The 18,812-nt window shown below is 73.4% G+C and carries 17 protein-coding genes; 7 read left to right on the top strand and 10 right to left on the bottom strand.

Features of this window, described 5'->3' with window-relative positions; all coding sequences use genetic code 11:
• The first annotated feature begins 18 nt into the window (after positions 1 to 18).
• Complete coding sequence (locus ACWCP2_RS03720) at positions 19 to 759, top strand: TetR/AcrR family transcriptional regulator (protein ID WP_450906954.1); 741 nt, start codon at positions 19 to 21, stop codon at positions 757 to 759.
• On the opposite strand, the gene ACWCP2_RS03715 is transcribed toward ACWCP2_RS03720, so the two are convergent.
• A complete protein-coding gene (locus tag ACWCP2_RS03715) occupies positions 716 to 2,191 on the bottom strand; it encodes a DHA2 family efflux MFS transporter permease subunit (protein ID WP_450906953.1) in 1,476 nt (491 codons plus the stop codon). The genes ACWCP2_RS03720 and ACWCP2_RS03715 overlap by 44 nt on opposite strands.
• Positions 2,188 to 3,078, bottom strand: coding sequence for an alpha/beta hydrolase (locus ACWCP2_RS03710; protein ID WP_450906952.1), 891 nt, complete (start codon positions 3,076 to 3,078; stop codon positions 2,188 to 2,190). The genes ACWCP2_RS03715 and ACWCP2_RS03710 overlap by 4 nt, the downstream gene beginning before the upstream one ends.
• Positions 3,079 to 3,502: 424 nt before the next feature.
• Here ACWCP2_RS03710 and ACWCP2_RS03705 point away from each other — a divergent pair, with 424 nt between their 5' ends.
• Positions 3,503 to 4,927 carry a S41 family peptidase gene (locus ACWCP2_RS03705; RefSeq protein ID WP_450906951.1) on the top strand — a complete coding sequence of 475 codons (1,425 nt, stop codon included), beginning with the start codon at positions 3,503 to 3,505 and terminating at the stop codon, positions 4,925 to 4,927.
• A 17-nt stretch (positions 4,928 to 4,944) separates the two neighbouring features.
• On the opposite strand, the gene ligD is transcribed toward ACWCP2_RS03705, so the two are convergent.
• The gene (ligD, locus tag ACWCP2_RS03700; RefSeq protein WP_450906950.1) at positions 4,945 to 5,964 is read right to left on the bottom strand and encodes a non-homologous end-joining DNA ligase; all 1,020 of its coding nucleotides are present in this window, start codon (positions 5,962 to 5,964) and stop codon (positions 4,945 to 4,947) included.
• A 75-nt stretch (positions 5,965 to 6,039) separates the two neighbouring features.
• On the opposite strand from ligD, the gene ACWCP2_RS03695 reads away from it, so the two are divergent.
• Entirely contained in the window at positions 6,040 to 7,110 is a 1,071-nt protein-coding gene (locus ACWCP2_RS03695) for an ATP-dependent DNA ligase (protein ID WP_450906949.1), read from the top strand.
• A 29-nt stretch (positions 7,111 to 7,139) separates the two neighbouring features.
• On the opposite strand, the gene ACWCP2_RS03690 is transcribed toward ACWCP2_RS03695, so the two are convergent.
• Complete coding sequence (locus tag ACWCP2_RS03690; RefSeq protein ID WP_450906948.1) at positions 7,140 to 8,537, bottom strand: NAD(P)/FAD-dependent oxidoreductase; 1,398 nt, start codon at positions 8,535 to 8,537, stop codon at positions 7,140 to 7,142.
• A gap of 207 nt (positions 8,538 to 8,744) precedes the next feature.
• Here ACWCP2_RS03690 and ACWCP2_RS03685 point away from each other — a divergent pair, with 207 nt between their 5' ends.
• Positions 8,745 to 9,365, top strand: a complete 621-nt coding sequence (locus tag ACWCP2_RS03685) for an NUDIX domain-containing protein (protein WP_450906947.1) — start codon at positions 8,745 to 8,747, stop codon at positions 9,363 to 9,365.
• Between the two features lie 43 nt (positions 9,366 to 9,408).
• Here ACWCP2_RS03685 and ACWCP2_RS03680 read toward each other — a convergent pair whose 3' ends face one another.
• The 4 genes from ACWCP2_RS03680 to ACWCP2_RS03665 form a co-directional block, all read right to left on the bottom strand.
• Positions 9,409 to 10,077 (bottom strand): GOLPH3/VPS74 family protein, encoded by a 669-nt coding sequence (locus ACWCP2_RS03680; RefSeq protein WP_450906946.1) that lies wholly within the window; start codon positions 10,075 to 10,077, stop codon positions 9,409 to 9,411.
• Between the two features lie 95 nt (positions 10,078 to 10,172).
• Complete coding sequence (locus ACWCP2_RS03675) at positions 10,173 to 12,305, bottom strand: MDR family MFS transporter (protein ID WP_450906945.1); 2,133 nt, start codon at positions 12,303 to 12,305, stop codon at positions 10,173 to 10,175.
• Positions 12,306 to 12,341: 36 nt separating this feature from the next.
• The gene (locus ACWCP2_RS03670) at positions 12,342 to 13,691 is read right to left on the bottom strand and encodes a 6-phospho-beta-glucosidase (protein WP_450906944.1); all 1,350 of its coding nucleotides are present in this window, start codon (positions 13,689 to 13,691) and stop codon (positions 12,342 to 12,344) included.
• A 72-nt stretch (positions 13,692 to 13,763) separates the two neighbouring features.
• Entirely contained in the window at positions 13,764 to 14,753 is a 990-nt protein-coding gene (locus tag ACWCP2_RS03665) for an MmyB family transcriptional regulator (protein ID WP_450906943.1), read from the bottom strand.
• Between the two features lie 224 nt (positions 14,754 to 14,977).
• Between ACWCP2_RS03665 and ACWCP2_RS03660 the strand changes: the two genes are divergently transcribed.
• From ACWCP2_RS03660 to ACWCP2_RS03650, 3 genes are all read left to right on the top strand, one after another.
• A complete protein-coding gene (locus ACWCP2_RS03660) occupies positions 14,978 to 15,646 on the top strand; it encodes a helix-turn-helix domain-containing protein (RefSeq protein WP_356514608.1) in 669 nt (222 codons plus the stop codon).
• A 64-nt stretch (positions 15,647 to 15,710) separates the two neighbouring features.
• Entirely contained in the window at positions 15,711 to 16,268 is a 558-nt protein-coding gene (locus tag ACWCP2_RS03655; RefSeq protein ID WP_450906942.1) for a toxin-antitoxin system, toxin component, read from the top strand.
• Positions 16,265 to 17,446 (top strand): MAB_1171c family putative transporter, encoded by a 1,182-nt coding sequence (locus tag ACWCP2_RS03650; protein WP_450906941.1) that lies wholly within the window; start codon positions 16,265 to 16,267, stop codon positions 17,444 to 17,446. The genes ACWCP2_RS03655 and ACWCP2_RS03650 overlap by 4 nt, the downstream gene beginning before the upstream one ends.
• A gap of 100 nt (positions 17,447 to 17,546) precedes the next feature.
• Here the strand turns inward: ACWCP2_RS03650 and ACWCP2_RS03645 are convergent, their stop codons facing one another.
• Positions 17,547 to 18,323 carry a bestrophin-like domain gene (locus tag ACWCP2_RS03645; RefSeq protein ID WP_450906940.1) on the bottom strand — a complete coding sequence of 259 codons (777 nt, stop codon included), beginning with the start codon at positions 18,321 to 18,323 and terminating at the stop codon, positions 17,547 to 17,549.
• A 54-nt stretch (positions 18,324 to 18,377) separates the two neighbouring features.
• A complete protein-coding gene (locus ACWCP2_RS03640; protein ID WP_450906939.1) occupies positions 18,378 to 18,590 on the bottom strand; it encodes a hypothetical protein in 213 nt (70 codons plus the stop codon).
• Between the last annotated feature and the right edge of the window lie 222 nt (positions 18,591 to 18,812).

Below are 18,812 nucleotides of genomic sequence, written 5' to 3'. Positions count from 1 at the left end.
CTTCGGTACCATGGCCGCATGGCAGACGGACGCGTGGAGCGCGGGAACCAGACGCGGCGGACCGTCCTGGAACGGACGATGGGCATCGCCTCGGTGGACGGCCTGGAAGGGCTGTCCCTGGGGAGGATCGCGACCGATCTGGGGCTGAGCAAGAGCGGCGTGTTCGCCCTCTTCGGCTCGAAGGAGGAGCTGCAGCTCGCCACCGTGCAGGCCGCCCGGGCGGTCTTCGTCGAGCAGGTCGTACGGCCCGTACGGGACGAGCCCGCCGGACTCGCCAAGGTGTGGCGGCTGTGCGAGAGCTGGCTCGCCTACTCCGGCCACCGGGTCTTCCCCGGCGGCTGCTTCTTCTACTCCGCCGCCGCCGAGTTCGATTCGCGGCCGGGGCCCGTGCACGACGAGATCGCCAGGATCAACGGCGACTGGACGCGGTACATCGAGCGGCTGCTCGACGAGGCCCGGCTGGCGGGCGGGTTCAGCGAGTCGGCCCGGGCCGACGCCGAGGCCGTCGAGCAGCTCGCCTTCGAGATCACGGCGATGATGGAGCTGGCCAACGCGCATTCCGTGCTGCACGCGCAGACCACGGCCTACGACCGGGCCGCGCGGGGCATCCTCGCCCGGCTGCGTGCGGCGACGGCCGCCCCGGAGGAACTCCCGGAGCGGCCGCCCGTACTCGCCTTCCCGGTCGTCGGCTTCTCCGCCGACGACGCCCCGGCCGTCAGCCTCCCGGCCGCGACGGGGCCGGCCGCGCCCGGCCGCTGAGCCGCATCGCGACGCCCACGAGCGCCGCCGCGAGCGCGGACAGCGCGATCAGCAGGAAGATCCCGCGCCAGTGGTCGCCGGGGCCGCCCCCCGTCAGCAGGGCCGCCGTGCCGGCGACTCCGAGCGCCCCGCCGAGCTGGCGGGCCGTCATCAGCAGGCCGGTACCGGCCGCGAAGCGCTGCGGCGGGAGTCCGGCCGAGGCCGTCGTCGAGAGCGCGGTCAGCACCGATCCGATGCCGAGACCGCCGAGGAGTGCGGCGGGCAGGAAGATCTGGGCGTACGAGCTGGACTCCCCGACCCAGCCCCACAGCAGCAGGGCATTGGCGGCGAAGAGCAGCGATCCGACGGTGACGGCGGCCCATTGGAGGCGCTGGGGGACCCGGCGGCCCACGAAGAGCGCGCCGGCCATGGCGAGGACGGCGCCCGGGGTGACTCCGAGGCCGGCTTGCAGGACGGAGTAGTCCCAGTGCTCGACGAGGTAGGACGGGCCCATCAGCAGCCAGGCGTACATGGCGACGCCGAAGAGCAGGGCGCCGACGTTGGCGCGGGCGAACAGCGGTTCGCGCCACAGGTCCCGGTCGACGGCCGGGGCGGGATGACTGCGCGAGCGGCGCAGCGCGAGCGTGCCCGCCAGGGCGCCGCCGATGACCAGGACGAGCACCTTCGGATCGGTCCAGCCCCACTCCGTGCCCTGGGAGAGCCCGGCCACCACGCCCGCGATGCCGAGGGCGAGTGCCGTCGTACCGACGGGGTCGGGGAGCCGGCGTCCGGTGCGGGGTTCCCGGGGGACGACCCGTGCGGCGGCCCAGGCGACGGCCAGGCCGAGCGGGACGTTGATGAGGAAGATCGCGCGCCAGCCCCACCACTCGACGAGCAGTCCGCCGATGCCCGGACCGACGGCTCCGGCGAGTCCGCCCGCCGCCGACCAGGCGCCGAGGGCGGCGGCCCGGCGTGCGGGCGGGGTGTGGGTCAGTACGAGGCCCAGCGCGGCGGGGATCATCCCCGCGGCGGCCGCCCCCTGGAGGGCGCGGGCCGCGATGAGCAGGTCGGCGGTGGGGGCCGCGCTGGCGGCGAGCGATGTCAGGGTGAAGGCGAGGGTCGAGCCGAGGAAGAGGGTCCGGCGGCCCAGGGTGTCCGCGAGCCGGCCGGCCGCGGCGAGCAGGGCGGCGAACAGGACGGCGTAGGCACTGACGACCCAGGTCAGGCGGGCCGGCGACACCTCGGGGAAGGCCCGGCGCAGGTCGGGGAAGGCGACGTTGACGACGGTGGCGTCGAGGAAGGCGAGGAAGGTCACGGCACTGGCCAGCCCGAGCACCCGCCCGCCCCCGGGGCCTTGCCCTTCGGCCCCTTGTCCCCCGGTACGGGGAGTGGACGCGGAGGCCGGAGCGGACGCGGGCGCGGACGCGGTGGGCTCGGGGCGGGTGGAGGTCATCGGGTCGCTCCCGCGGTTTCGGCCGGGCTCGCCGCACGGGCGCGGGAGGGGGCCCCGGTGAGGAACGCGACGGTGGTCGCGATGACTTCGGGATCGAGGAGGATCCGGCGGTGGCCGAGTCCGCTCGTCTCGATGAGGCGGGCCCGCTCGCCGTAGGCCGCCGCGAGGGCGCGGGACTGGCCGGGGGCGGCGGTGTCGTCGTCCACGTCGTGCACGAGCAGGATCTCCGAGGGGATCTCCTCGGGGTTGCGCCGCGCGTCGAAGCGCGCCCAGACGCCGGGCTCGGCCGGAAAGAGCCGGCGCTGGACGTGGCGCCGCATGGCGTCCTCGACGGCCTGGTTCACACCCAGCAGCGCGCGGAACCGGGCGGCCAGGAAGTCGAATTCGGCGATGGCTCCGATACCGGCGATCCGGTCGGCCCGGATCCCGTCCCGCAGCGCGAAGAAGGTGGACACCACTCCGAAGGAGTGGGCCAGGACGGCCGAGAACTCCCCGTGCTGGGCGTGCAGTCGGCGGATGATCTCGCGCTGGCGGAGGATGGTGGTGGCCCGGCCGCCGGAGGCACCGTGGCCGGGCGCGTCGAAGGAGACCACGGTCCGGCCCTCGGCCAGCAGCGCCTCGACGAACCCGGCGAAGCGCGAGGCGCGCGAGGTCCAGCCGTGCACGACGAGCACCGGCCGGCCGCCGTCGCCCCAGCGGTACGTGGTCACGGGTATCCCGTCCACGACGAGCCGTCCGGTCACGGCCCGGGCCATGATCTCCGCCTCGCCCGGTTTCACCTTCGGCCGGCCGAGCGGCCGTACGAACAGCGCGAACGCCACCCGCCCGACCGGGCCCGGGGCGACCCGGGCGGTGATGTTGAGGGTCGTGCTCAGGAGTGAAGCCATGGGGTGCATGCCCGGTTCTCCGGATCTCCTCAGGGTGGCCGGCGCAGCGCCGGCTGGTCAGGATGATGGCAAAATATTAGCACGATCGTTCGTGTTGTTATGGATGGACCGCACGAGCAGGCTTCCGGGCAGGGCCGCCCCCGCCAACGAAGGTAGACGACGCCGATCCGCAAACCAGGACGAACTGCCTCCCGTATCAGGGAATGTGATGACCACCCACGCCGACCGGGCCGACCGCGTCCGGGGGGTAGCCCCACCCGCGGCGGGTGGGCCGCCGGATGTCACCGGCCCCCGGCCGCCCCGGATCCTGGTGCGAGTCAGGGAGACGTCGGCGAACGGGGACAGCACGATGACCGGTACGGGCACCAGCACAGGCACGGGAACTGGCGCGGGGACAGGCACGGCCACTCGCTCCCGCACGGCCATGCGGCACCGGCGCGCGGCCGTGGCGGCGGCGCTCCTCGGCCTCGCGGTCGCCACCGCGGGCCCCGCCGCGGCGGCCACCGCCGCCTCGGGCCGCCCGTCCCCCGGACCGGTCGCACCGGTCGCACCGGTCGCACCGGTCGGGATCTGGCGGCTCGACGGCTACGGCACCGTGCTCCGCGTGGAGTCCGGACGGCTCCAGGAGTACCAGGTCACCGCCATCAGCTGCCTGCCCGGCGCGAGCGCCCGGCGGGTACCGGGCAGCGGCGGCTCCGCGGCCTTCCGCTACGCCACCGGGGACGGCGAGGTGCTCACCGTGCGCCCCGGATCGGTGCACGTGGAAGGCTCGGTCGGCGACCGCGCGACCCGGCGTCTCGCCTCCCTGCCCGAACGCTGCCGCGAGGCCCCGGAGCCCGGCCCCGGCGCGGACCCGGTCGCCAGCTTCGACGTGTTCTGGCAGACCTTCGCGGAGAACTACCCCTTCTTCGCCGCCAAGGGCGTCGACTGGAACGCGGTACGCGCGAGCCACCGCCCCCGCGTGCACGCCGGCACCACCGAGGAGGAACTCTTCGCCGTCTTCCGGGAGATGCTCGCCCCGCTGCACGACGCACACGTCCACCTCTCCGACGGCGGCGACCGGTTCTTCGGCGAGGTCCGCCCGGGCACCGTGATGCCGACCCTCGCACTGGAAACCCGCGTCAAGGCGTACATCCAGGAGGCGGACCTCGGCGGGCGGGCCCCGCGGGAGTTCGCCCAGGGACGGATCTCCTACGCCGACCTCCCCGACGGCCGCGGCTACCTGCGCCTCTCCGGCTTCGGCGGCTACACCGCCCGCGGCGACTTCGCCTCCGAGAGCGCGGAACTCGACCGCGTCCTGGCGAGCGTCTTCACCGCCGAGCGCACCGCCCGGCTGCGCGGGCTGGTTATCGACCTGCGCATCAACGGCGGCGGCTCCGACGAGCTCGGCCTGCGCCTGGCGGCCCGGCTCACGGACCGCCCGTACTTCGCCTACGCCAAGCGGGTGCGCAACGACCCTGCCGACGCTAGCCGGTTCACCCGCCCGCAGCCCCTGTACGTCCAGCCCGCGCGGGGCCCCCGGTACACCGGACCGGTCGCCGTGCTCACCGGCGGTTCCACCGTGAGCGCGGGCGAGACCTTCACCCAGGCCCTGCTGGAGCGTCCCGGCCGGACGGAGCGCATCGGCGAGCCGACCCAGGGCGTCTTCTCCGACGTCCTCGGCCGCACCCTGCCCAACGGCTGGGAACTCGGCCTGCCCAACGAGCAGTTCCTGACCCGCACCGGCAAGACCTTCGACGGCCCGGGCATCCCGGTCGACGTACCCACCCCGGTCTTCACCGAGGAGGAGTTCGCCACCCGCCACGACTCGGCCTTCACCGCCGCCCTGCGCCGCCTCCCCCGGGCCTAGGGAAGACGGCCTGGCCGTCAGTCCTCGTGCTTCGCGCGGCTCGGCTGTACCCGCTTGGGCTCGCCCGGCATCTTCGGGTAGTCCGGGGGATACGGCATGTCGCCCAGGCCGTGGTCGTGCTCGTGCCGGTCGGCCAGTTCGAGCGCGGCGTCCAGTGCGAAGGCGTGCTCGTCCATGTCCGCGTGCAGATCGCCCAGTTCCGCGAACCGGGCCGGCATCGTCACGATGTCGAAGTCGCGCGGCTCCGCCTCGTCCAGCTCGTCCCAGCGCAGCGGCGCGGAGACCGGGGCGTGCGGGCGCGGCCGGATGGAGTAGGCCGAGGCGATGGTGCGGTCGCGCGCCGTCTGGTTGTAGTCGACGAAGATCCGCTCGCCGCGCTCCTCCTTCCACCAGGCGGTGGTGACCTTCCCCGGCATCCGGCGCTCCAGGTCCCGGCCGATCGCGATGGCGCACCTGCGGACCTCCGTGAAGGTCCAGCGCGGAGCGATCGGCACGAACACGTGCAGGCCGCGGCCGCCCGAGGTCTTGGGCCAGCCGCGCAGGCCCAGCTCCTCCAGGAGCCCGCGCAGTTCGTGGGCGACGGCGACCGCGTGGTGATAGTCGGTGCCCGGCTGCGGGTCCAGGTCGATGCGCAGCTCGTCGGGGTGGTCGGTGTCGTCCCGCCGGACCGGCCAGGGGTGGAAGGTGAGGCAGCCCAGGTTGGCGGCCCACAGGACGGCGGCCGGCTCGGTCGGGCAGATCTCGTCGGCGGTGCGACCGCTGGGGAAGGCGATGTGGGCGGTGGGGATCCAGTCGGGCAGGTTCTTCGGGGCCCGCTTCTGGAAGAAGGACTCGCCCTCCACCCCGTCGGGGAACCGCTCCAGGGTCGTGGGCCGGTTGCGCAGGGCCCGGGTGATCCCGTCCGCCACCGCGACGTAATAGGCGGCCACGTCCCCCTTGGTGAGGCCGCGCTCGGGGAAGTACACCTTGTCCGGGCTGGACAGCCGGACGGCCCGGCCACCCACCTCCAGCTCGATCGCTTTGCCCGCTGCACCCATGTGCGCCACGGTAGGCGGACCCGCGCGGCCCCGCACACCGAGCGGTCCCGGGCGCGGCGCCCCAGAATCGGAACCATGGATCTGCCGGTCATGCCACCCGTGAAGCCGATGCTCGCCAAATCCGTGTCCGCGATCCCGCCGGGCATGCAGTACGAGGCCAAATGGGACGGCTTCCGTGCGATCGTCCACCGGGACGGGGACGAGATCGAGCTCGGCAGCCGCACCGGCAAGAGCCTGACCAGGTACTTCCCCGAGCTGGTGACGGCGCTGAAGGCCAATCTGCCCGACCGCTGCGTCGTCGACGGGGAGATCGTCGTCATCCAGGGCCGGCGGCTCGATTTCGACCGGCTGAGCGAGCGGATCCATCCCGCCGCCTCCCGGGTGAAACTGCTCGCCGAGACGACCCCGGCCTCCTTCGTGGCCTTCGATCTGCTCGCGCTGGGCGACGAGGCCCTCCTCGACGCACCGCTCGCGGACCGCCGCGCCGCCCTGACCCGCATGCTCTCCACCGCTCGGCCCCCCGTCCACCTCGCGCCCGCGACCACCGACCCCGCGCTCGCACGGGAGTGGTTCGAACGATTCGAGGGCGCCGGGCTCGACGGGGTCGTCGCCAAACCCCTCGATCTCCCCTACCGGCCCGATGCCCGCCTCATGTTCAAGATCAAGCACGAGCGTACGGCCGACGTCGTGATCGCGGGTTTCCGTTTCCACAAGAGCGGTCCGATTGTCGGATCGCTGCTCCTGGGACTGCACGACGCCCACGGCACGCTCCAGCACGTGGGCGTCTGCGCCGCCTTCCCGATGAAGCGCCGCGCCGAGCTGATCGACGAGCTCGAACCGCTCCGGATGCCCGATCCCACGGGCCACCCGTGGGCCGCCTGGGCCGAGGAGTCCGCCCACGAGAGCGCCCGGCTGCCCGGAGCGCAGAGCCGCTGGACCGGAAAGAAGGACCTGTCCTGGGTCCCTTTGCGCCCCGAGTGGGTCTGCGAGGTGGCGTACGACCACATGGAGGGCGACCGGTTCCGGCACACCGCGCAGTTCCGCCGCATGCGGCCGGACCGGGAGCCGCGGAGCTGTACGTACGCCCAACTGGAGGAGGTCGTCGGCTACGACCTCGCCGAGGTCCTGAGCGCGCGGGCGACGTGAGGTCCGGGGAACCCGGCAGGACCCGGCCGTCAGCGCGCGGTCAGCTCCTCCCACTCCGCCCGGCTCGGGCCGGCGGTGTTCGGCGCGTAGTCGGGGTGCGCCTCCAGCCAGTGCGCCACCCGTGCCCGGAGCTCCGGGTCGGCGTACGTCCGCTCCGGCGGGTCGGCGAGGTGGCGGACCCTCGCGCGGGCCCGCATCACCTCCGGGTCCTCCAGCGCGCAGTCGAACAGCGCGGCGACCTCGCGGGCCGTCCCCGCACGCGCGGCGCGGGTCGCGAACCGCTCCCCGACGGCCCCGTCCGCGACCACCTGGAAGTCGAACCACGGCTTGAGGGTGCGCACCGCCCACGCGTGGTACTCGGCGGCGAACCGGGCCGATCCCGGGTCCTGGTGGGCCGTACGGGCCACCCTGCGCGCGGCCCACAGGGTCAGCGAAGTGCCCTGCGCGAGCGTGGGGTTGGTGTGGGTGACGGCGTCCCCGACCGGGACGAACCCGCTCACCACGGGCCCCCGCCCGTCGGCCGGGGCGCTCCAGCGGTTGTCCAGGCCGGCCGTGGCCAGTACCCCGGACAGCGGTTCGGCGCCCAGTCCCAGCCAGGCCGCGCCGGGCGGGAAGGTCCGCGCGGCGGCCTCGAACACGGCCGGATCGCGCAGCGCCGCGCGTGTGGCGTCGCTCGTGTGCACGAACAGCGTCACCGCGAACAGCCGGTTGTCCGCCGGGAAGACCGCGCACCCCGCGAAGCTGCCGCCCGTCACCGCCCAGGGCCGCCGGGGCCCCTCCTCGCAGCCTTCCGGCAGCCGGTACCAGCGGCAGAAGTAGACGAGGCCCGTGCGGTGCCGTTCCACGACGCCCGGCCGGCAGCCGATCGCCGCGAGCCACCGTTCGGAGCCGCCGCGCCGGCCGCCCGCGTCCACGACGAGGTCTCCCCCGTACGTCCCCGCCTGCGTGGTCACTCCCGTCACCCGGACCTCGGCAGGGTCCGGGTCCCCGGCCGCGGTCAGCCCGCTCACGGGTTCCCCGTACCGTGCGACCACTCCCGGCTCGTCCCGTACCGCCGTGGCGAGCGCGCTCTCCAGCACGATCCGCCGTGCCTGGAGCATCACCAGGTCCTCGTCGCCGGGCCGCGCGGGCGGGCGTACCTCGAACCAGTCCAGCTCGTGCCGCTCCCGGGCTCCGAGCCGGAGCATCTCGGCGTGCACGTCGGGCAGTTCCTCGCGCAGCACCCTGCGGGCGGCGCCGAGCAGCACGTGCGGCTGGTTCGCCTGGGGCACCGCCGTCCGGTGCCAGCCGAAGAAGTCCCGGTCGAGGGCCGTGCCGGGGGCCCTCGTATCGCGTTCGAAGAGCTCGGCGGTGTGTCCGTGGCGCGCCGCGAGCAGCGCGGTGGCCAGCCCTCCTATGCCCCCGCCGACGACCAGTACGTGTGCCATGGAGCCCCCCTGGACCCGGTCGGCCCTCTGAGACGGCCGGCCGGCGAGTCGACGAACCGATGCGCCGTACGACGATCGGACCGCGAGAAGCCTGCGCGGGCGGCGCCGGGCCGAAACCCGCACGGCCGCTCCGGACGTAGGGTCACAGCCGGGCCGCACCGCGCGCGGCCCGGGCACACCGATCCACCAATCCACCGAAGGACACTCATGAGCACAGAACCCGGCGGGCCGGGCGGATCCACCGGACGCGCCGTCCCGCGCGCCCACGGCGTCATCGGAGTCGGCGTGATCGTGGTCGGCCACGACGGCCGGGTGCTGCTCGGCCAGGCGCACGACGGGCGTTGGGAACTGCCCGGCGGCAAGGTCGACCCCGGGGAGGGGTTCGAGCAGGCCGCCGCCCGCGAACTGGCCGAGGAGACCGCGCTGCGGGTCGCCCCCGAGGAGGTCCGGATCGTGTCGATCATGCTCGCCGGCGACACCGGCGCCGCCACCGACCCCGCCACCGACTCCGGCTCCGGCTCCGCCACCAGCACCGGCCCCGGCCCGACCCGGCTGACGGCCGCGGCCGTCACCTCCGCCGCCGAGGGCACCGCCACGGTCACCGAACCCCACAAGATCGCCCGCTGGTCCTGGTTCGCCCCGGCGGAGATCCCGGCGGCCCTCTACGCCCCGTCGGCGGCGGCCCTGCGCGCGTGGCGGCCCGACCTGGCGGAGCACTTGCCCCACGTACCGTCGTACGACTATCCGACCACCGCGGCGCTGGGCCCGGCAGCCCCGAAGGACCCGACGGACCCCACGAACCCCACGAACGGCCCGGAACCGCGCTGAGGGCCGGCCCTCGCGCCGGTGTCCCCCGGCGCGGCAGCGGGTCTCAGACCGCGGTCACCGCCGCCGTCGTCGTGGCCACCGTGACGGCGACCATCGCCAGCTGCATGTCGCGCAGGGCGGTGCGGATGCTCTCGGCCGCCCACTGCCCGTCGGCTATCTCCGCCGTGCGCGCGGAGACCTCCTTGCGCGGCACTCCGGGGAAGGCCAAGCCGTGCAGGCGGACCGCGTGGATCACCGCGATGAGGCCCGCGGTGCGCTCGTCCGGCTCCGCGCCCTCGGGGAGCGCCGAGGCGAGCCGCTCGCGCAGTTCGCGCTCGACCTCGCCGTCGGCCTCCGGATAGCGGCGTACCGGGAACAATCCCAGGGCCTTGCGCCGCTCCTCCACGACCACCCCGCGCCCGCACAGCCGCTCCACGACCGGGCCGACGGCCTTGGCCTGGTCCTTCGTCAGCCATTCGGTCACCCGGCGCCTGGTGCGGCCGCTCATCCAGGTCCGTATCGACTCGATCCGGCCGTCGAGCAGTTCCTCCCCCGTGGGCGAGGCATCCACCAGCTCCAGGTACGTGCCCGAGACCCGCACCCGCTCCGCGAGGACCAGTTCGAGCAGCAGGGCGCCCGCCACGGCCCAGCCCACCGACTGCCGCTGCTTGACCGACCCGGACTCGTCGTCCAGCGACAGCAGCATGATCTCTTCCGCCAGTGTGATCCGCATCCCGGCACCCCCGCACCCGTAGAACCAGGTCGACTCGCCGATCGAGTCGACCCCTTTCCCCACCAGACGTCCGCGCCCGCCGGAGAGTTCCCCGCCTAGGGCCGCCCCGCCATCGCGCGCGGGGCGAAGTTTCCGTCGCCCAGGTCCTCCGCGAGCAGGCGCTTCGCGATCGCGTCGGCCGCGGCCCTCAGTTCCGCGCTGCGCGGCCGGCCCCGGTCCTTCTCCAGCTGGTCGCCGAGCCATTGGGCCCACGCGGCCGAGATGACGCCCGCTTCCCGCTCCCCCGCCGGGGTCTGCGTGTAGAAACCGTTCTGCCGCGTCATGTAGCCCTCGTCCACCATCCGTTCGAAGACCGGCAGCAGGACCTCCGGGGGCAGGTGCCGGCGCGAGGCGATGAGTCCCAGGCTCGCGTAGCCGACGGTGCGGGTCATCAGGTCCACCTGCATGACCGCCCACGCGCCCGCCATGTCCAGCCGGGTGTCGGAGGAGTTCACGATCCCGCGCGCCGTCTCCGGCCCCATGCCGCGCACCAGCTTGCCGACCGCCAGTTCCAGCAGCTTCGCCGAGTCCCCCGAGGCCGTGGCGGGCGAGCCGAAGCCGTCGCCCATGTCCGTGGAAGCGGCCCGGGCGCTGTCGCGCAGCTTGACCTGCTTGAGGAACAGCGCGACGACGAACCCGACCACCGCCACCGGCACGGTCCACAGGAACACCGTGTGCAGGGTGTCGGCGTACGCGTTGATGACCGGCCCGGCGGCCGCCGTGTCCAGCCCGTGCACGCCCTGCGGGCTCTGCGCGGCGACCGCCAGCTGCTGCGGGTCCTGTCCGGTGGCGCGGGCTGCCTGCGCCACGCCCTTCGCGAGGGCGGGCTTCAGGGTGTTGGCGTAGATGGTGCCGAAGACCGCGGTCCCGAAGGCGCTGCCGAGCGTACGGAAGAAGGTGACGCCGGAGGTCGCGGTGCCGAGGTCGGCGTAGTCCACGGTGTTCTGCACGGCGATGGTCAGCACCTGCATGCACAGGCCGATGCCGGTGCCGAGGACGAACATGTAGAGGGATTCCAGCCAGGCGCCGGACTGCGGTCCCATGCGGGAGAGGAGGTAGAGGCCGAGGCCCATCACCGCGCAGCCGACGATCGGGAAGATCCGGTAGTGCCCGGTCTTGCTGGTGACGTTGCCGCTGAAGACCGAGGCGATCAGCAGGCCGATGACCAGCGGCAGCGTCCGTACGCCCGAGACGGTGGCGGAGTCCCCGTCGACGTACTGCAGGTAGGTCGGCAGGAAGGTCATCGCGCCGAGCATCGCGAAGCCGACGACGAAACTGAGCACGGAGCAGACGGAGAAGACGGGGTTGCGGAAGAGCCTCATCGGCAGCATCGGCTGTGCGGCACGCATCTCGACCAGGCAGAACAGGGCCAGTGCCAGGGCGCCGCCCGCGAAGAGCCCGACGATGAGCGGGGAGCTCCAGGCGTACTCGTTGCCGCCCAGGCTCGTGGCCAGGATCAGCGCGCTCGCGCCGATCGCGACCATCGCGATGCCCAGGTAGTCGATGACCGGTTTGCCGGCGGCGCGTACGGAGGGGATCGTCTTCGCGGCCGCCACCACGACCAGGATCGCGATCGGCACGTTGACGTAGAACGCCCAGCGCCAGGTCAGGTGGTCGGTGAAGAGTCCGCCGAGCAGCGGCCCGATCACCGTGGCGACGCCGAAGACGGCGCCGATCGCTCCCTGGTACTTGCCGCGTTCGCGCAGGGGGACCACATCGGCGATGAGTGCCATCGCGGTGACCATCAGGCCGCCGGCGCCGATGCCCTGGATGCCCCGCCAGACGATGAGCAGGGTCATGTTGCTCGCGAGGCCGCACAGGAACGAGCCGGTGATGAAGACGATGGCGGAGATCTGGAAGACCAGTTTGCGGCCGAAGAGGTCGCCGAACTTGCCGACGAGGACGGTCGCGACCGTCTCGGTGAGCAGGTAGGAGGTCACGACCCACGACATGTGGTCGCCGCCGCCGAGGTCCGCCACGATCGTGGGCAGCGCCGTACCCACGATCGTCTGGTCCAGGGCCGCGAGCAGCACGCCGAGCATGATCGTGCCGAACACGATGTTGCGCGAGCGCCGGTCGAGCACCGGCGGCGGCGCGGCGGATATGGCGGGGCCCGCACCTTCGGCTGTGGCTGCACCTTCGGCTGTGGTCACACCTCGCACTCTCACAGCGCGCCCGCCCCGGCGCATGCGGCGCTAGCCCATCCGGGCGGCCCGCCGGGGCCCTCAGCGCAGGTGGCCCAGTCCCGGGTGTTCCGCCGCGTATCCGGCCACCAGCCGCCGGGCCACCGCAACCGAGTCGACCAGCGGATGCAGTGCGAAGGCCTTGACCGCGTCCGCCCGCGATCCGCTCGCCGCCGCGGCGAGGACCTCGCGCTCGGCGGCCTTGACCGAGGTCACCAGGCCCACCGCGTGCAGCGGCAGCGGGTCCACGGCGACCGGGTGTGCCCCGTTGGCGTCGACCAGGCAGGGCACCTCGATGACGGCCTCGGCGTCGAGCACGGACAGGGTCCCGCGGTTGCGGACGTTCAGGATCAGGGTGGCGCGCTCGTCGCGGGCGATGGCGCGCATCAGGGCGAGGGCCACCTTCTCGTACCCGCCCGACTCCAGGTCGCTCTCCTCGCGCTCGCCGACGCCCGCGACCTCGCGGTTCTCGGCCATGTACGTGGCTTCGCGCTCGGCCCTGGTGCGGTCCCAGGCGGCCAGCGCCGCGCCGGGCGCCGGATCCGGCAGGCCGGCCTCGGCGTAGAAACCCCGCTGCTGGTCGCGCAGGAACGCCCCGCGCGTCTGCTTGACCTCCTGGTAGGCCCGTACCGTGTCACGGTTGAAGTAGTAGTAGTGCAGGTACTCGTTCGGGATCGCCCCGAGCGAGCGCAGCCACTCGGCCCCGAACAGCCGGCCCTCCTCGAAGGACTCCAGCGCCGCGGAGTCCGCCAGCAGCCGTGGCAGTTCGTCGCGCCCGCCGATCCGCAGCCCGCGCACCCAGCCCAGGTGGTTGAGGCCGACGTAGTCGATCCAGGCCTCCCCGGGCCGGGCGCCGAGCAGCCGGGCGATCCGCCGGCCGAGCCCGACCGGGGAATCGCAGATGCCGATGACCCGGTCCCCGAGCTCCTCGGCCATGGCCTCGGTGACCACCCCGGCCGGGTTGGTGAAGTTGATGACCCATGCGTCGGGGGCGGTACGGGCCACCCTGCGCGCGATCTCCCGGGCCACGGGAACCGTCCGCAGGCCGTAGGCGATCCCGCCCGCGCCCACCGTCTCCTGGCCCAGCACTCCTTCGGCCAGGGCGATCCGCTCGTCGGCGGCGCGTCCTTCGAGTCCTCCGACGCGAATGGCCGAAAACACGAAGTCGGCGCCGCGCAGGGCCTCGTCGAGATCGGTGGTGGCGGTGACGGCCGGGGCGTCCGCGATGCCCGCGGCCTGGTCCGCGAGCACCCGGGCCATGGCACGGAGCCGGCCGGGGTCCTCGTCGTACAGGGTCACGTGCGACACCCTGCCCTCGGCGTGGTCGCCGAGCAGGGCTCCGTAGACGAGCGGTACCCGGAATCCGCCCCCGCCGAGGATCGTCAGCCGCACGCCCTTACCGCCTTCCGCAGTGCTCCGGTGCCCCCGTGCCGGGGTGTCCTGGCACCAGTCTCCCCCGAAGGATCACTCCGCCGGGGTCGGCACGGCCCTCAGCCGCGGCGGCTGGTGCTGCTGCGCCCCCGGGCCGCCCGGGAGCGGACCGGCCGGCAGGCCCTGCGGCGCGGAGAGGACCAGGGTCATCCGGGTCAGCCCCATGCCGTCGAGCATCGGGCCGGATTCCGCCACCATCCGGCAGCGCACCAGGCCCCAGCCCGGGTCCGGGTGGCGCACGGTGCGCACGGCGCCGTCCTGTTCGGCGGCCTCGGCCCCGTGGGTCGTCAGCCAGTGCGGCACCCCGTACCGGTAGGCGGCCTCCATGAACGGGTCACGGGCCACCTCCTGACGGATGCTGCGCAGCCCCTCGTCGTCGGGGGCGGCGGCCAGCGCCGTCGCGAACCGGGCCAGCAGCGGTACGCACCAGGCCGGTTCGTGGTCCTCCAGCACGGCCGCGGCGTCCGGGTGGAAGAGCACGAAGCGCAGGAAGTTGTCGTCGGGCAGGGCGGTCGGATGCGGGCGCACGGACTGGAAGAGCCGGTCGAACGCCGAGTTGGTCAGGGCCACGTCCCAGCGGTGGTCCACGAGGAAACTCGGGTACGGCACGGCCTCCATGAGGGCCGCGTAGTCGCACAGGTAGTCGCGCTGGGCCGGGTCGTCGGGCAGCCGGTTGTCCTCGGCCGCGCGCCAGGTGGGCGGCGGGTCGCGGTCGACCATGATCCGGAAGAGCCAGAAGCACTGCCGCTCGCTCATTTCCAGGGCCTCGGCCAGGGCGAGCAGCTTGCGGTCCGTCCACTCCTTGACCAGGCCGCGCTCCCAGTTTCCGTACGCGCGCACGCTGATGCGCAGGCGCGCGGCCAGGTCTTCCTGGCTGAGCCCCAGCTCCTCCCGGCGCTGGCGCAAAATCTCCTTGCGTCGCTCCGACCGCACGGCGCCGCGTGCGGACTCCTCGCCCGCGAGGCGCTCCCCACCGATGTGGGCGAGGCCATCGGACGGGCCCACCGCTGCGAGATGTGGCACCGAGAGCTCCCCCCTCTTCCTTACGGTCTGGATCTTCATTTCCGTGTGGCGATCCTGCTACCGACTTCATTCGAGTGTCAACTATTGTGGCAATTCCAGCCTCTTGGCAGCTCGTTCCCGCCACAGATGTGGCACGTTCTAGCCGTACGGACCGAGACCGGATAGATTCCAGAGGCCGACCACGTGCCCGTACCCCGACCTCGCGCGATCTAGGAGAACCACTGGTGACAGACGGCTTCCCGGCTCCCGTCGCGGTGGCCAACACGCTCCTGGCAGCCACCGTCACGCGCGTCGCAGAACTCGCGGGCAAGCTGGGCCGCGACCTGAACCAGGTCTTCGACCTGCGCCGCCTCTCCGAGGCTTCGGGCGTACCCGCCGACGTGGTGCGGAGCCTGCTGGACGGCCGGCCCGCCGGCGAGCCCGATCTCCAGACCCGGTTCCTCCAGCGCCTCGACCTCCTGCGGCGCACCCGTGTGAAGCCCAACGGCCGCCGCTACACGCAGCAGGAGATCGCCGACGGCGCCGCCATGTCGCGCCAGCAGGCCGGGGCCCTCATCAACGGCGACCGGCGGCCGACCATGGAACACTGTGACGCGATCCAGCGCTTCTTCGGAGTGCACGCGGGATTCCTCACGGCCCATGACGCGGACGCGCTCACCGACGCCCTCCAGCGCACCGAGCAACAGCTGCTCCAGGACTTCGCGGGGCGCGCCCGGGAAACCGCACCCGCTCCGGCCGCTTCGACGGGCGATCCGCTGGCAAGACTTCTCCAGAACCACGGCGTACGGGGCATCGCCTGGAGAGCCGCCCAACTGCCCAGCGACAAGCACCGGGACAAGGTGACCGAATGGCTGGACATGCTCCTCGAAAGCGTCAAACCGAACGAATCCTGACCCAGTCGAAAGTCTGGGTCTGATCCTTGAGTCCTGATCCGGATCCGCGCCGACGGGGAGAACGGTGAGCATAGGCAGAGAGCAGCGGCGGTTGTGCGGGGAGCTGGTGGCAGGCATCAACCTGACCGCGCCCGTGGAACCCGTGGACCTCTACGCCGCCCTCTGCGAGGGCATGAGCAAGCACCGCGGCCGCCGGGTGGATTTCCGGATGGCCTCGTTCCCGCCGGGAACGGCCAGCGGCCTGTGGCTCGACATGGCGGACCGCGATCTGGTGGTCATCGAGGAACGCACCGCGCCCGACCACCAGCTGGTGATCCTCGGGCACGAACTGTGGCACATGAAGGCCGGCCACTGCAGCCACCACGTCGACGGCGCCGCCGTCGCCGCCCGGCTGCTGTCGGACGAGGCCGACATCGGCGAGACCGTGCGCCGCGTCGCCGCGCGCACCCGCGCCGACGTCCAGGAGGAGACCGAAGCGGAAACCTTCGGTTTACTGCTGGGCAGCCGGTGCAGGACCTGGCTCGCCGGATCGGCGAGCCACCGCGCACCGGCGCAGCGTGATCAACTGGCGGGCCGCATCGAGGCCTCGCTCGGATACCGGGGGCACAGGAACGACCGTTGAACGGCAAGGACTACTACATTCCGGCCGCGGCCCTGGCGATCGCACTCGCCTTCAAGCTGCCGGCCCTACGGCACAACTGGCGTGAGCCGCTGCTGCGATCGGTGTGCGCCCTGCTCACGCTGGCCGGCGCCGTCTTCACCTTCGCCGCTCCGCCGACCATCGAGGCGGTCAACCGCTGGACCGGGATCACCAACTTCTCGGCGCCGCTCGTCTACTGCCTGATCAGCGCCTTCAGCGCGTCGTGCCTGGTCCTCATCGTCAACTGGCGGGGCGGCCCGCCCGAGCAGACCCGGCGGATCTCCCGCCGGTGGATCGTGGGCTACGGCACCGTGATCGTGGCCCTGATGACGCTCTTCGTCCTCGGCGACGCACCGGTCGAGCGGCTGCGCGACTTCGACACCTTCTACGCCAACACCCCGTACATGGGGCAGATGATCGGCCTCTACCTGCTCGCGCACAACGTGGCCGCCTTCGTCATGGTCGCGATGTGCTGGCGCTGGTCCCTCCAGGTGCGCGGCTGGCTCCGCACCGGCCTGGTGATCATCGTCGTCGGTTACATCCTGAACCTCAGCTACGACGCCGCCAAGATGAGCGCCGTCGTCGGACGCTGGGCCGGCCTCGGCCCCCGGCTGGACGACCTGAGCACCTTCGTCGCCCCGCCGCTCGCCGCCGTGGGCGCCCTCATCAGCGCGATCGGCTTCGTGCTGCCCCTGCTGTGCCAGCGCCTCTCGGACAGCTGGCAGCACTGGTCCACGTACCGCCGGCTCGGCCCGCTGTGGCACGAGGTCCGGATCTCCGCGCCCGAGGCCCCGGCCGGGGTCCAGATGTCCTGGTGGTCCGCCGCCGACATCCGTGTCATCCAGCGCGAGTCGGACATCCACGACGGCTTCCTGCACCTCGGACCGTACTTCGACCAGGAGTACCGGGACACGGCCCTGGCCCGGGCCGTCGCCGCGGGCGCCGACGAGGAGACCGCCCGGGCCGTCGCCGACGCCGCCATGGTCACGGCCGCCGTGCGCGCCCGGGCCGCCGACCCCGAGGGCCGGGTCATCGGGGCCAGCGACGAGGGCGCACCGCCCGCCGACGGTCCCCGCGACCTCGTACGGATCTCGCACGCGCTGCGCAACTCCCGGGTGGTGGCCGAGTGCCGGCGGCAGTGGTCCCTGTCCGGAGGCTGAGCCCCGGCGGCGGGGGGCTGAGCCCCGGCCCCCGCCGTGGTCGGCGCCCGTCGACGCCCCGTCGGTGCCCCGGCGGTGCCCCGTGATCGCCGCCCCGTGATCAGCGCCCGGCGGCCAGGGCCAGCGACGGGAACAGGTCCTGGAACGGCGCCGCGGAGTCGATGCCGTCCCGGCCGAAGGGCGCGTCGAAGCTCCACACCATGAAGAGCAGGAACACGATCAGCGCGCTGAACAGCCCCGCGAGGAGCAGTTCCCGGCCGGACCGCCGGATCTGCAGGGTGAAGATCAGCCCGACGGTGACCAGCCCGCCCGCGACCAGTCCCAGCCAGACCACCCCCGGCAGCGTGGACTCGTCGCTCTGCGTCCGCTCGTGGCGGGCGTCGTCGGCGGCCGCGATGTGGTCCAGCAGCGGCTGGTAGGCCTGCGCCTGGAGCTCGTTGCCCGGGCTCTGGTGGGTGACGTCGGTGCGCAGCTTGCCGAGCAGTTCGCCGCCCTCCGGCGACACCGGGGCACCGGAGGTCAGGCGCGGCCAGTCCACGGCCACGGTGTGGGACACGTACGCGTCGACCTCGCCGCGGATCCGGTCGCGCACGGCGGCCGGATAGACGTCGGCCCGCTGGGTGACCTCGTAGAGGGACTGCGCCTCGCGGCGCACGCTGTCCTCGGCGGCGCCGCGCGCCTCCCAGACGCCCGCGATGGCCAGGCCGAGCACGATCGCGTAGACCACGCCGACCATCATCACCATGTATTCGAGGACGTCGGGGGTTTCGCTGGTGTCCTCGTCGGCGGCGACCCGGCGGTGCCGGATCGCGGTGAAGGCGAGGACGAGGGCGCAGACGAGCGCCATGGCGATGGCCAGGACCAGCCATTCGGACACGAGGGTTCTCCGTAGGTCGAGACGGGCGGACTGAACGTGGAGGGGCGGGCGGTCTCAGCCGCGGCTCCTGGAACGGGGCCGCAGCGCGACGGCCGCGAGCACCGCCGGGGTGGTGACGACGACCATGAGCATCAGCGTGGACATGCCGTCCGGGCCGCGTCGCGCCAGGGCCGCCGAGTGGTACGGGCGCACGTGGAAGCGCCCCGCAGCCGCCGCCACCGCTGCGGCCCGCGGCGGAGCCACCGCCGCGCCCGGAGCCGCCTGCACGGCCCCGGGGAGCTCCGGCGCGGCCGTCCGCGGCTGCGCCGCCGGGGGCCCTGCCTGCGCCGTCGGCCCGGGGCCGGGCTCCGCCGCCGCGCCGGGCGGCGCGGGGGCCAGCGGTCCCCGCCCCGGGTGGCCGGGCTCGACCAGCTGGGCGTCACCAAGGACGTGACCCTGGTGTCGCACTCCCAGGCCGGCGAGATCGCGAACTACTTCGCCCAGGCCCAC

Source organism: Streptomyces sp. NPDC002104 (assembly GCF_053593795.1).
Note: the sequence above shows the minus strand (reverse complement) of the source record. Positions and strands in the feature narration are given on the sequence as shown.